Annotated in this window: 10 protein-coding genes; all 10 read left to right on the forward strand. The window is 33.0% G+C overall.

Translation table 11 applies throughout. The features are described from left to right. Positions 1 to 693: 693 nt before the first annotated feature. The 10 genes from D1839_RS04815 (at position 694) to D1839_RS04860 (ending at position 13,709) form a co-directional block, all read left to right on the forward strand. A complete protein-coding gene (locus tag D1839_RS04815; protein WP_120378908.1) occupies positions 694 to 1,230 on the forward strand; it encodes a DUF1572 family protein in 537 nt (178 codons plus the stop codon). 421 nt (positions 1,231 to 1,651) lie between these two features. Continuing rightward, positions 1,652 to 3,112 carry an APC family permease gene (locus D1839_RS04820; protein ID WP_120378909.1) on the forward strand — a complete coding sequence of 487 codons (1,461 nt, stop codon included), beginning with the start codon at positions 1,652 to 1,654 and terminating at the stop codon, positions 3,110 to 3,112. A 308-nt stretch (positions 3,113 to 3,420) separates the two neighbouring features. Continuing rightward, entirely contained in the window at positions 3,421 to 4,155 is a 735-nt protein-coding gene (locus D1839_RS04825; RefSeq protein WP_120378910.1) for a glycerophosphodiester phosphodiesterase, read from the forward strand. Between the two features lie 352 nt (positions 4,156 to 4,507). Then, a complete protein-coding gene (locus D1839_RS04830; RefSeq protein WP_120378911.1) occupies positions 4,508 to 5,707 on the forward strand; it encodes a glycosyltransferase family 4 protein in 1,200 nt (399 codons plus the stop codon). Between the two features lie 11 nt (positions 5,708 to 5,718). Next, positions 5,719 to 7,002: a glycosyltransferase gene (locus D1839_RS04835; RefSeq protein ID WP_120378912.1), complete on the forward strand. Its 1,284-nt coding sequence runs from the start codon at positions 5,719 to 5,721 to the stop codon at positions 7,000 to 7,002. Between the two features lie 30 nt (positions 7,003 to 7,032). Further along, on the forward strand, positions 7,033 to 8,289 hold the full coding sequence (locus tag D1839_RS04840; protein WP_120378913.1) for a nucleotide sugar dehydrogenase: 1,257 nt from the start codon (positions 7,033 to 7,035) through the stop codon (positions 8,287 to 8,289). 26 nt (positions 8,290 to 8,315) lie between these two features. After that, positions 8,316 to 9,131, forward strand: coding sequence for an ABC transporter permease (locus tag D1839_RS04845; RefSeq protein ID WP_120378914.1), 816 nt, complete (start codon positions 8,316 to 8,318; stop codon positions 9,129 to 9,131). A 15-nt stretch (positions 9,132 to 9,146) separates the two neighbouring features. Further along, a complete protein-coding gene (locus D1839_RS04850; RefSeq protein WP_120378915.1) occupies positions 9,147 to 10,058 on the forward strand; it encodes an ABC transporter ATP-binding protein in 912 nt (303 codons plus the stop codon). A gap of 17 nt (positions 10,059 to 10,075) precedes the next feature. Next, complete coding sequence (locus tag D1839_RS04855; RefSeq protein WP_158589607.1) at positions 10,076 to 11,041, forward strand: class I SAM-dependent methyltransferase; 966 nt, start codon at positions 10,076 to 10,078, stop codon at positions 11,039 to 11,041. A gap of 1 nt (position 11,042) precedes the next feature. Continuing rightward, positions 11,043 to 13,709, forward strand: a complete 2,667-nt coding sequence (locus D1839_RS04860) for a glycosyltransferase (protein WP_120378917.1) — start codon at positions 11,043 to 11,045, stop codon at positions 13,707 to 13,709. Positions 13,710 to 13,732 lie beyond the last annotated feature (23 nt).

The following is a 13,732-nucleotide window of genomic DNA, read 5'->3' on the forward strand; positions in this document are numbered from 1 at the left end:
TTTAAGAAGATAAGAAACTATAAAATGATGTGTTGTGGGTAATGAAATAACCGAATAGCCACGTCTGGTCCCATCGCCAGCAACGATGCGACTTTAGAAATGCGACCTCCGATCAGGCCTCATTGGTTCGCCTGTAAGAGGAAGACCGACTAAAAACGGGCTTGCCGCCCAGACGTCTGTATACCCCAGTTTTAGTGGCATGATTCCTTTATCCCGTAAAAAGGCATTGTAGGCTCCCACGGTCTAGGAATAGAAGATGCAAGCGGAACAAGTCGAAGTGGGAGGTAACAGCACCTAAATCCCCTATTTCGTAAGGGCCTTTAGGTCATACCATTACAGTACTAACCATCAGCGGGATGAAGAAAACCCCGCTGGTGGAAGGTTCACTTTATCTTTCGTTGATTCGTTCTATTCGCTACGTTGCTAACCGGACGCTCTGCGCCTTTGTTCATCCTATTTGGAGAGCGCAATGGAAGGTGCTATTATTTATTATATCCATTGCGAAAGTAGTAATTTATCGCAGTCTAATTGACTCAAAGCACCCAATCCAAGAATTCGAGCAAAAGCCAAGTATTATAAGCAGGTGATCAACAACCAGTAATAGCTTGATTTAATTAACAATCCGTGGGGATGGATAGAGTTTCATTTATAAAGCTAGCCAATCTTATATGTGAAAAAGGAGAGGATGCGTTTATGGAATTGGGGATTATTTATTTACAGGTAATTAAACGAAGGTTTGCGCAAATGAAGGAACAGGGAGATGGCGTTTTTGAGCAGTTGGATGAAACAGATATACATTGGACATTTAATAATGCTTCCAATAGTATTGCAGTAATTGTTAAGCATATGAGAGGCAATATGCTGTCAAGGTGGACAAACTTTTTAACATCGGATGGAGAAAAAAGTAATCGTCATCGTGATCTGGAATTTATAAATACGATTCCATCGAAACAAGAATTGCTTACTGTATGGAACGAGGGCTGGATCGTGTTATTTGAAGCATTGGAGCAAATATCAGCAGAAGATTTGTTAAAACATGTAAAGATTCGAGAGCAGCCAATTCTGGTGCTAGAAGCTGTTGAAAGACAGCTTGCTCATTATGCCTCGCATGTTGGACAAATTATATATATTGGGAAACAGCTGAAAGGTAATGAGTGGAAAAGCTTAAGCATTCCTAAAGGGAAATCAACAGAATATTTACAGCAAATGAAGCAAAGATACGGTAAATAGTTGCTTTTAGTCGTTTTGAAAGGGAAAGTTTACAGGAGCAAATCTATCCCTTTCACCTATGATGCGAAATTAGTAAAACAGTAGAGGAAATCCGACCGCAACAGTCAAATGCAATATTTTGTTTAGTGGTCTTTAAGCAATCCTTATGGAACTAACAAGCAGCGAGGACAAAATATTCCACTGATGGGAGCTTCATTGGATAAATCGACCCCAAACAGGTTTAACCTATGCTTAAAACAGGAATAGCAAAGAATACCGTTTATTTCTTATAACTATGTATTTTGTATGATGCGGATGATAGAAAACGAGGTAAGCTATTTTAACACGGTGGCAGCTTGCACAATAATCGTACAATATACCAGCATATTATAAGAAAGCATAATGGTAGGTTAAACTGATTTGAAAAGGGAGATCCGGTTTCATGGAGGAAAGAACGACACTAAAAAAATCTTTAAAGGCGCATTGGGTTTGGGCAATTGCTTTAGGCTCATCAATTGGTTGGGGGGCTTTTGTTCAACCTACAACATGGATGGCAACAGCAGGACCTATGGGAGTTATTATTGGCTTAGCAATTGGTGCATTATTAATGATGTTAATTGCTGTGAGCTACGGGTTTTTAATTAAAAGTTTTCCAGTAACAGGTGGAGAATTTGCATATGCATTTATTAGCTTGGGGCGCAAGCATGCATTTATTAGTGGTTGGTTTTTAACATTAGGATATATCTGTATTGTCGCGTTAAATGCATCTGCTTTTGCTTTAATGCTTAAATTTGTTTTTCCTACACTAATGGAAAACTTCCCGCTTTATCAAATTGCTGGCTGGGATGTATACGGAATGGAAGTAATTATCGCATCCATCGCTTTAGGAGCGTTTGGTTATTTTAATATTCGAGGAACAGGAATATCTGGACGTATGCAATTTATTTTTTGTAGTGTCATGATTGGAAGTATATTAATCATTACATGGATGGTCGGAAATCAACCAGGGTCTGGCCTTGCAAATGTACAACCATACTTTCCATCCGACACGACTGCTTGGGCAGCGATTATCTCGATTGTAGCAATTGCCCCTTGGGCTTATGTCGGTTTTGATAATGTACCACAAGCAGCTGAAGAATTTCATTTCTCTTCCAAAAAAGCATTTTCCTTAATTATTCTAGCCATTTTTTTTGCGGCAATTTTATACAGCCTCATGATTTTAGCTACTGCTATGACACAGCCGTGGGAAGGTTTAGTAGCTGAAAGCAACGGATGGGGAACAGGTGCTGCAATACAAGAATTACTCGGTACAATCGGTTTAGTACTTTTAGTAACTGCATTGACCATGGGTGTATTTACAGGGTTAAACGGTTTTATTATTTCTTCCAGTCGCTTATTATTTGCGATGTCACGAGCAAAGATATTACCAGCATCATTTTCAAAACTTCATCCGAAATATAAAACCCCTTATATTGGGATTATTTTTACAGTCGTTATATCTGCGTTTGCACCATGGTTCGGCAGAGAAGCATTATTATGGGTAGTAGACATGTCTTCTGTTGGAGTTACCATTGCTTATTTTTATACATGTTATACAGCGTTTACGTTGTTTAAAACAAAGAAAACAGCTTCATTTGATCAGAAAAAGCATATCGTATCGCCATTTAAAAAAATTATTTCAGGGGTCGGAATGTTTGCTAGTCTAATTTTCTTAGCATTACTGTTAATTCCTGGTTCACCAGCTTTTCTAGGTCTTCAATCACAAATTGCCTTGGTAGTCTGGATTGTGTTGGGGATTGGCTTTTATTTTGTTAAACGCGAAGAATTTAATAAGATTCCGAAAGAAGAGTTAAATTACTTAATCTTGGGATCGAAAAAAATTGAAGCGAAAAACCAATCGTGATCTTAGAAGCTGCTAGAAATATTTCTAGCAGCTTTTTAAAAGGATGAGGTTCGTCTTAACCCAAAAATTTGTTTAGAAGCTTTGTAAAAAACGTACATAAGAATAAACTTTAGAGATTCTTTCTCGTTTTCATGTCACTAATGATAAAAACATCTACCTATTATCCTACTACTGAAAAATGCCTCCATCTAAAACTTCATCGTGTCTAATTTACATTAACTTAACGTTGCCGTTATACTAAATTAATAAACGCAATTTATAATGATAGATAAACCATAAATAGATTTTATTTCAAAAGGGGAATGTTCATGCGTATACGAGGCATTGGTCATAGAGGCTACCCTGTAAAATATCCAGAGAATACAATGGCTTCTTTTCAGGCTGCAGTCCAATTAAACTTTACACATATTGAACTAGATGTACATTTAAGTAAAGATGGTATACCAGTAGTTATGCATGACCATACTATTGATCGTATGACGGATGGTAAAGGGGAAATCAGGTCTTATACACTGGAAGAACTACGTACGTTTAAGGTCAAAAACGTGGAGGTCATTCCTACGTTAGAAGAAGTATTATTATTTGCCAAAGATCGTGTTACTGTTTCTATTGAATTAAAGAATCCAAAATTGTATCATGACTTTGAAGAGCGTGTTCTATCTGTAATTAAAAGAACAAACATGCTAAACCAAGTTTATATTATATCTTTTAACCAGCAATCATTAAAACGACTTCGAAAACTTTCCAAAACAATAGAAATAGGACTGTTAGTAAATAAATTTAAACGACCTCATTTTCGGCTTATTGAAAAGCTTCATGCAAATTACGTTGCTGTTAATTATAATGGTGTAAAAGAGTCTTATATTAAAAAGTGCGAGGCAATTGGTGTTCAGCTTGTTGTCTGGACTGTAAATACAATTGAACAAATGAATTATTTTCAGCAATTTCCGTCTGTGCTCGTTACAACAGATGACCTTGAAAAGTTTATAACAATTAACAATCAACAAGATATGACTAAAGAGTTGGAAACAGTTCATGGATAAATATAGTAGTAGTTTATTTACATGGGGCCCTTGTGTTTACAAGGGTTATTCTCATTATGTATTTCTGTCTTTATTCAAATAAAAGCGAATCAAATTGCTGTTTTTTTAGAACACTAAAAGTGTAACTGCATGAAAACTTATGCAGGAAGGAATTTTACACTACACATATTGTTCAAAAGTTAGATGAAAATCACCTATTTTGACTAACATCGTCATATAAAAACATACACATATCTACAACCATACTGCCCGTAAATTAGCAACATATGTATTAAAATTATTTTATCTTATCGTAAAATGTAAAATTGTGATAGAATATACTAGGTGTTCATTTTCAACTAGGAGCGTTAAAATGACAAGAAAAGTATTAGTTATAACACAAAATTTTTATCCCGTAATAGGTAGTGCGGGTAACCGCATGAAGAATATTTTTCAGCTTTTGAATGATAAAGGCATTGAAACTCATGTATTAACTACAGAGCCAGCTTATCCGAATAAAAACCTATATAAGGATAAGCAATTTTGGGATGATAAAAATATTATAGAAGATGAAAAAAAAATAGTAAGAGTCCCCATTAAAAACAATCATTTTTCTAATCATATATTAAACAGGTTGTTTTTCTATATAGAAATTATGTGGCGCTTCTTATTGAAGTTATGGAAACTTAGGAAAGAAAAGTATGATTACATATATGTGTCTACCCCTCCTATTTTTATTGTATTCGCTGCTTTTGTAGGAGCATTTTTTATGAAGGCAAGAGTAGTACTGGAAGTAAGAGATTTATGGCCGGATAGCTTGATCGGGGTAAAAACGTTTGATCATCCGCTAGTGATTGAGTGCTTTCGTTTCCTGGAGAAAAGCATGTATAAAAAGGCTGATACTATTATCATAAATAGTTTGGGGTTTGAGCAACATATAAAATCAAAACTAAAAGATAAGTCTAAGCAGATTATCTATTTACCAAATGGTCCAAGAAAGTATGAAATAGTCTCTGAGAAAGAGCAGCAACACGAATTTCGGGTGGTTTATACAGGTAATTTAGGTCTTGCACAGGATGTGGGACATTTAAAGAAATTAGCTTCTTTATTTCAAAAACATAATATTCGCTTTGATGTGCTAGGTTATGGGATAAAAACAAAAGGATTTAAGGAGCATATTGAAAAAAATGGTCTATCCAATGTTTATATGCATCATCCAACTACTCGAAAGAAGAGTCTGGAATTAATTAAACAATCCAACCTTTCCATTGCTTTTTTAAACGATAATCAAGTATTTGAAACCGTATTGCCTGGCAAGGTGATTGATTATATGACTTGCCAAACACCAGTAATAGCAGGAGTTAAAGGAACGGCGGCAAAGATAATTGAGACAAATAAAACTGGCTTTGTATTCGATCAGAATAATATTAGTGGGATGATTAATAAGATTCTTGAGTTGAAAGAAAAGCCGGAAGAATTGAGGCACCTAGGTGAAAATTGTACACATACTGTTATGAAAAACTTTCTTTGGGAAGATAATATTGAGAAATTAATGGATATTTTTGACAGATAAGAGGGAATTACATGAAGCGCGTAGGTATGTTTGTTTGGAATCATTTCACAAATGATGCAAGGGTATTAAGAGAATGCACCAGCCTTTCAAAAAATGGATATGATGTAGAGCTTATTTGTATTGACGACCCTAATGATCCTAATGTGAAAAGATATGAAGAAGTAAATAAGCATTTTCGAGTGTATCGAATGAAACGCTATCCATCAACATTGCTTTTTTTACAGAAATTTTATCGCTTTGCAGTAGGGAAAAAATGGCCGTTGATTCCTTTACTAATTATATGGGGATTTTTCGTTTATTTATTGCCATGGATTGTCGTTCCAATAACAATTCTTGTAGGTTTATTATTAAAGACCAAAATTCGGGTTGTATGGATTAGAGCAGCTTTAATCTTAAGAATGATGTTAAAGGGGCATCGTGGTAATTATGACATTTATCATGCAAATGATTTAAATACTATGCCTCAAGCCTATGTTAGTGCAAAATGGAGGATAAATAAGAAGCCATTAATTTATGATTCCCATGAAGTGCAAACAAGCAGAACAGGCTACGATAGTCCTTGGTATAAGCGTTTTGAATTGTTTTTTATTAAGAAAATCGATAGTATGATTGTGGAAAATGATACAAGGGCAAAATATAATAAAGATTTGTATGGGTTTTATCCGCATGTATTGCACAACTATCCTTCCTTGGAGATACAGCAAGTAGATGAGAAAATCAATTTGCACGAGATGTTACAGTTGCCATCAGATGAGAAGATTTTATTATACCAGGGAGGTATTCAGGCTGGTAGGGGACTTGAAAAATTAATAGATGCTTATCCACTTTTTAAGGAAGGTACACTCGTGTTTATAGGAGACGGCAAGATCAAAGATATGCTTGTAAACGTGGTTAAGGAAAGAGGATTAGAGGAGGGTATTCGTTTTATTCCAAAAGTTCCTGTACGTGAATTACCTAAGTATACGAAAAATGCATATTTAGGTTTTCAAGTGTTAAATAACATTAACTTTAATCATTGGTCAGCCTCATCAAATAAATTATTTGAGTATATGATGAATGAAGTTCCTGTTATTGCTTGTGATTTTCCAGAAATTAAACGAGCGGTGGAAGAAAGTGAAGTAGGTGTAACCATCGATCCGCATAACCCTGAAGAAATTGCCAAAGGTGTTAATTATTTATTAGAAAACCCAGACAAGCGTGACTTTTTCAGTGCTAATTGCAAAAATGCACGAAAAAAGTATAATTGGGAAATAGAGCAGCAGTATTTACTCGAGGTTTACAATAAATATAAATAAACTTACCAATACAGAAAGAAGGGTATTACGTTGAAATTATGTACTATAGGACTTGGATATATTGGATTACCGACATCAATTATGTTTGCAAACCATGATGTGGAAGTATTAGGTGTGGATGTAAAGCGTGAAGCTGTAGAAATGTTAAACAATGGGAAAATCCATATTGAAGAACCAGGCTTACAGGAAGCACTGGACAATTCGATCGCATCTGGAAAGTTTAAAGCGTCTTTAGAGCCACAGCCTGCTGACGTTTTCATTATTGCTGTTCCGACACCGAATAATGATGATCAATTTAAATCCGCTGATCTTAGCTATGTAATGCAAGCAACAGAAAACATCATTCCTTTTTTGAAAAAAGGAAATGTAGTAATTGTCGAATCAACTATTGCTCCAAGAACAATGGATGACTATGTAAAGCCTAAATTAGAGGAAGCAGGCTTTGTTATTGGAAAGGATATTTATTTAGTTCATTGTCCAGAGCGTGTACTCCCTGGCCAAATTTTAAATGAACTAATTTACAATAATCGTATTGTAGGTGGAATTACTCCTGAGTGTACGGAAAAAGGTGCAGAAGTCTATGAAACCTTTGTTAAAGGTGAGATAATTAAGACAAATGCAAAAACCGCAGAAATGTCCAAACTAATGGAAAACACATTCCGTGATGTTAATATTGCTTTAGCGAATGAATTGGCTAAGGTTTGTAACGAATTAGACATTAATGCTCTAGAGGTTATTGAAATGGCCAATAAACATCCACGTGTTAATTTACACACTCCAGGGCCTGGAGTTGGTGGGCATTGCTTAGCGGTAGATCCTTATTTCATCATTGCTAAAGCACCAAATGAGGCAAAATTAATTAGCTTATCTCGTCAGATTAATAAATCGATGCCACAATTTGTTATGGACGCTACTGAAAAGCTACTAGCCAAGTATAATGGTAAAAAAATAACTGTGTTTGGTTTAACATATAAAGGAAATGTTGATGATATAAGAGAAAGCCCAGCGATGGATATATACGCAGCGTTAAATTCCCGTTCGGAATTTGAAGTAGTAGCTTATGATCCACATGTAAAATTAAGCTTCGTGGAGAGAGACTTGGAAAAAGCATTGACAGATTCTGATTTAGTACTCATCTTAAGCGACCATAATGAATTTAAAGAACTGAACAGTCCAATCTTTGAAAAGATGAATGTGGCGCAAGTGTTTGATACAAAGAATATTGTTAAATCACATTCTGATCAAATTCGTTATATCAACTATGGTAACTTATATAAGTATCTTTAAATACTTGGTAAAGGAAGCAATTTTATATGTTTAAAGAAATAAAGCAAGTATTGCAGGAGCAAATTGAGTATAGAAGTTTAATTATTAGAATGGCCACTTTTGAGACAAAAGGAATGTATCAAGGGCACTATTTAGGATCCTTATGGCAATTTATTAGCCCTGCTTTACAAGTGGCGATTTATTGGATTGTTTTTGGGATCGGGTTAAGAAGTAACCGAACTATTGATGCAGATGTTCCTTTTATATTATGGCTATTAATGGGTTTAATACCATGGTTTTTTATTGCTCCAACTGTGATTCAAGGTTCAAATAGTGTGCACCAAAAAGTGAGTTTAGTTTCAAAAATGAATTTTCCTGTAAGCTTATTGCCAACAATAAAAATTGTCGGCAATAGCTTTCAGTTTTTTATTCTTCTTTTTATAATGTTCTTCTTGTTAATAGTGTATGGCGTTGATTTCTCAGTTCATTTAATCCAATTACCATATTATATTATATGTTTATATTTGTTCCTATTTTCGTTTACAATTCTTAGTTCGACCATTTCTACCTTAGTAAGGGATTATCAGCAGTTACTACAATCGATGATGAGGATGCTACTTTATTTGTCTCCTATTTTATGGAACCCAGAAAGTAAAGGGCTCCCTGATTTCTTAAGTAACATCCTTAAATTAAATCCGTTTTATTATATTATTGATGGTATTAGAAGTTCTATACTTGGAAGTGGATGGTTTTTTGACGATATAACTTACACACTGTATTTTTGGTTTTTAACATTTTTATTGCTATATTTTGGTTCGAAAAGCCATTTGAAATTCAAAAAAAGCTTCGTAGATTATTTATAAAAATGAGGATTTGTTATGAAAACTAAAGTAAAACTAAAGAATATTTATAAATCTTTTAATATGTATGCAAAAAGATCAGATAAATTATTGAGTCTATTTTCTTTGCATTCAAAAAAAGAAACAAAAGAGTTTTTAGCCGTAAGAGATGTTTCGTTTGAAGTGTTTGAAGGAGAAACAATAGGAATTGTTGGATTAAATGGTTCTGGCAAATCTACTTTATCGAATATTCTTGCACAAGTGATAGAACCAACTAGTGGCCAGCTTGAAATTAACGGTGAGACTTCTTTAATAGCTATATCAGCAGGTTTGAATAAAAACTTATCTGGAACTGAGAATATTGACTTGAAATGTATGATGCATGGACTAACAAAAGCTCAGATTAAGGCAGTGAAATCAGATATTATTGAATTTGCTGATATAGGCGACTATATTTACCAACCGGTAAAAAATTATTCTAGTGGGATGAGGTCTAGATTAGGTTTTGCAATTGCAGTCCATACAGATCCAGATATTTTAATAATTGATGAAGCCCTTTCAGTTGGGGATTCTACTTTTACCAAAAAATGTTTAAATAAAATGAACGAATTTAAAAAGGAAGGAAAAACAATCTTTTTTATTAGTCATTCAGCGGGGCAAATGAAAACTTTTTGTGATCGAGTGATTTGGATGCATTACGGAGAAATGAAGGCATTTGGTTCTACACAAGCTGTAGTGAAGGAATATGTGAATTTTACAAAATGGTTTAATAATCTTTCCCAATCACAAAAGAAGCAACACAAACAAAAAATGTTAAAAGAGCAATTTACGAGCTCTAAAGTATATCAAAGTAAAATAGAAAAAGGGGGCAATATTAGAGAGTTAGCATTTAACATTTTTCTTATATGCCCATTACTCATTTTAGGATTATTACTCAGTTTGGGATACTAGAAGGGGCGAACGTGATAATGGAAAAAATAAAAGATAGGATATACGATGCCTATTACTCTGAAAAAGGCGAGGAATTCGGGAAAAAAGTAAGAGAGCGTATACATTGGATAACACAGAGGGTTAGAGGCGTAAATGTATTAGATATTGGGTGCTCTCAGGGGATTACTGGGATTCTTTTAGCACGAGAAGGAAAAAAGGTGTTTGCAATTGATTCATCGACCTCAGCTATTGAAGATGCAAAGAATAATTTGCTTAAAGAAGAAAAAGACACTCAAAACTTTGTTCATTTTGAGAAAGCAAACTTCTTTATATATAACTTCAAAGAGAAATATGATAGTGTGATACTTGGAGAGGTACTTGAACATATTACAGATATTAATAATTTTTTTTCGAAAGCTTCTTCGTTGGTAAAGGAAAATGGATATATTATTATAACAACTCCTTTCGGTATTAACGACTTTATAGATCATAAAAGAACATTTTATCTTAATGATTTTCTGGAATTGCAAAGTGAAAGTTTATATATTGAAGAGGTCAAATTCTTTGGCAAGTGGATTGGAGTTGTTTATAGACATAATCCTGATGGGTCTGAGAACAAAATATTGCAAAAGTATGATAAACAGTTGTGGAGAGAATTTGAAAAAGCTGTCTATAATCTAGAAGAAGACTACATTCGTAAAAACAAAGAATTAAAAAAAAGAAATGCATATCTTTCAAAGTTGTTAAAAGATAGTAAAGAGGAAAGCGCTGATAGCAGCAAAATCGAGATTCAAAAATACCATAAAGAAAAAGAAGAAAAATTAAAAATACAAAAAGAATTATATGAAGCTTACAGTGAAAATGAATCAATTTTACAAAAGCATAAAAAGGTATTATATGATTATGAGACTCTTTTAGATAGATATCATAATTTAAAGAATTCTAAGTTAGGTAAGTTAACAACTAAGTACTGGCAGTTTCGGAACAAAAAAAGGAGAAATTAACATGGGTAGTGTTGATCAAATAAATAAATTGCTTTTCAAAATAGGTCAACGTAAAAGTAAATTATTAGAAGAAATTAGAGAAGAATATAATTATTTGAAAGCTAACAATATTGAGGTTAAGTTTGATATAAATAACTTTGAATCTGCGCAAGGCTCTACAGAGTACAACAAAAGGAAATACTTAGAACTACGTAATAAACTTGTGGATTTAAACTATATTGATAATCTTAAGTCTAGCATAGAGACTCTCCCAAGGAGCAATGGAACTTCATTCTTTAAGAAAATAGATGTGAATATTGGTATTATTGCAGATGAATTTTTGTATAACTCGTTTAAAGATGTTGCTAATTTTTATTACGTGAACAGAGAAAATTATGAGAAATTACAAGGGAAAATTGAAGTCTTAGTTATTGCCAGCGCTTGGAAGGGGATTGAAGGTGACTGGAAAGGTTTGGGTAACCCAAACCTTAGTAAAATAAGAAAATCAATTTCCAAAGTCATAAATTTCTTCAAAAAAGATGGAGTGAAAATTGTTTTTTATTCCAAAGAAGATCCAACTAATTATGATTATTTTGTTGATATCGCACAAAGGTGTGATTATATCTTTACTACTGCCGAAGAAAAAGTAGAAGATTATAAAAAGGATTGTAATAATGAAAATGTGTTTGTATTAGAGTTTGGAGTAAACCCGCTTTATAATAATCCCATCGGAATTAAAAGTTCTAGTCAATTAGATGGAGCTATTTTTGCAGGATCTTGGTACAAAAAGTATCCGCACCGACAAGAGGATACTAGGATTTTATTCGATGGTGTTATACAATCAGGAAAACCTCTAAAGATTATTGACCGTAATTTTCATTTAAATTTGGAAAGACATTTTTATCCTCCTGCTTACTTAGAATATATTTCTCCAAGTATAGACCATCAAACGTTACAAGGATTATTTAAACTATATGGGTGGGTAATTAATCTAAACTCTGTAAAATACAGTTCTACTATGTTTGCAAATCGTGTATTTGAATTACAGGCAATGGGAAACGCAATATTATCAAATTTTAGTCTGGGGATAAACAATTTATTTCCCAATATATTTTTCGCATTTAACACATCTGAGATTAAGGCTATGATAAATACATTAAATGAAAAAGAATTATATCAACTTCGAATGCATGGGGTAAGGAAGGTTTTAAGAGAGCACACTACTTTCCACAGAATAAGTTATTTGTTAAATAAGATTGGTTATGAGCATGAGTTTATTATCCCAAGAAAGATTGTTGTAATTGTTAAGGAAAAATCTCACCACGTTCAAGATATGTTTGATCAGCAAACATATCCATACAAAAAATTATTGCAAGCTTCAGAAGTACCAAATGTTAAGGAAAAATTTGATTTTGTAACTTTTTTTGATGAGACAAGCTTTTATGGAGAATATTATTTACAAGATATGTTAAACGCATTTAAATATACAGATGTAAATTTTGTTACCAAAGCGAGTTATTATCATAATGGTATTAAGGTAGGAGGGGTAGAAAACAACTTTATAGATAAATTTGAAAGTAAATATCGAACTGTTTTCTCGCTAGATAATAACAGTTTAGAAGATATATGTGAAAATATAGAAAGTCTAAATTTTGAGAATGGCTACAGTTGTGATTCATTAGAATATGATACAGGGAATGTACCAAAGTTCAATACTCAAACAAGTAAAAAATTCACTGTTATTATTCCTACTTTTAATAATGGGGAACACTTATATGGTAAATGTTTTATGAGTCTTAGAAGGTCGAGTATGTTTAATGAAATGGAGATTTTAATTGTTGATGATGGTTCTACAGATAAGGAAACTTTAACAGTTATAAATAGATTGGATAGAATGTACGATAATGTGAAAACTTTTAAATTTAACGACAACGGTAGTGGGAGCGCATCTAGACCTAGAAATAAGGGTATACAACTAGCCACGACGCAATATATAACTTTTTTAGACCCTGATAACGAGGGAATAAATGATGGGTTTACTAAACTCTATAATGAAATTGAAAAAGGTGAAGTGGATCTTGTTATAGGAAATATGAAAAAAGTTGATATAAAAGAGCGTGATTTTAATTATTATAAAGATGTGCATCATTATGAAGGTAAAACAGTGTTTGCAGGAGTTAACCCTAAAAATTTTTTAGAGAACACTTATTTTAAAGCTCAAAGTATTCAGGCATTGATGGTTAAAAAGAGCATAATTGATAATTATAATTTAAAAATGGTGGACGGAGTAGTTGGACAAGACACTTTGTTTTTTCATGAAATTATAAATAGTGTGAGCACATTTAAAGTAATTGATGAATTAATTCATATATATTATGCTGGTATACAGGGTTCCGCAGTTAACCATATAACTAGTAAGACTTTTGAAAAATATTTAATGTTAGAAAAAGAACGAGTTAAATTCTTAGAACAAAATAATTTAATGGAGGCTTATATAAATAAGAGATTTAATTTTTATTTTAAAAACTGGTATTTGAAGAAGTTGCAAAAAGTAGAGATTGAACAAAAGAAATCAGCTTTGTCAATTTTATTGGAAATATATACTTTATATGAAAATTATTTAGATGTAAAATCAGTAGACTCTGAATTGAAGGATTTTATAAAAAAATTACGAAGAAAAAGAATTTAAACAGCATTTTTGTAAACTGAAAG

Source organism: Roseburia sp. 1XD42-34 (assembly GCF_009917385.1).
In the GTDB taxonomy this organism is placed as follows: domain Bacteria; phylum Bacillota; class Bacilli; order Bacillales; family Amphibacillaceae; genus Virgibacillus.

Excerpts from the sequence above, each read along its gene's own strand:
- D1839_RS04825 (WP_120378910.1), top strand. The coding sequence starts at position 3,421 with ATGCGTATACGAGGCATTGGTCATAGAGGCTACCCTGTAAAATATCCA.
- D1839_RS04850 (WP_120378915.1), top strand. The coding sequence starts at position 9,147 with ATGAAAACTAAAGTAAAACTAAAGAATATTTATAAATCTTTTAATATG.
- D1839_RS04845 (WP_120378914.1), top strand. The coding sequence starts at position 8,316 with ATGTTTAAAGAAATAAAGCAAGTATTGCAGGAGCAAATTGAGTATAGA.
- D1839_RS04835 (WP_120378912.1), top strand. The coding sequence starts at position 5,719 with ATGAAGCGCGTAGGTATGTTTGTTTGGAATCATTTCACAAATGATGCA.
- D1839_RS04855 (WP_158589607.1), top strand. The coding sequence starts at position 10,076 with ATGGAAAAAATAAAAGATAGGATATACGATGCCTATTACTCTGAAAAA.
- D1839_RS04815 (WP_120378908.1), top strand. The coding sequence starts at position 694 with ATGGAATTGGGGATTATTTATTTACAGGTAATTAAACGAAGGTTTGCG.
- D1839_RS04830 (WP_120378911.1), top strand. The coding sequence starts at position 4,508 with ATGACAAGAAAAGTATTAGTTATAACACAAAATTTTTATCCCGTAATA.
- D1839_RS04860 (WP_120378917.1), top strand. The coding sequence starts at position 11,043 with ATGGGTAGTGTTGATCAAATAAATAAATTGCTTTTCAAAATAGGTCAA.
- D1839_RS04820 (WP_120378909.1), top strand. The coding sequence starts at position 1,652 with ATGGAGGAAAGAACGACACTAAAAAAATCTTTAAAGGCGCATTGGGTT.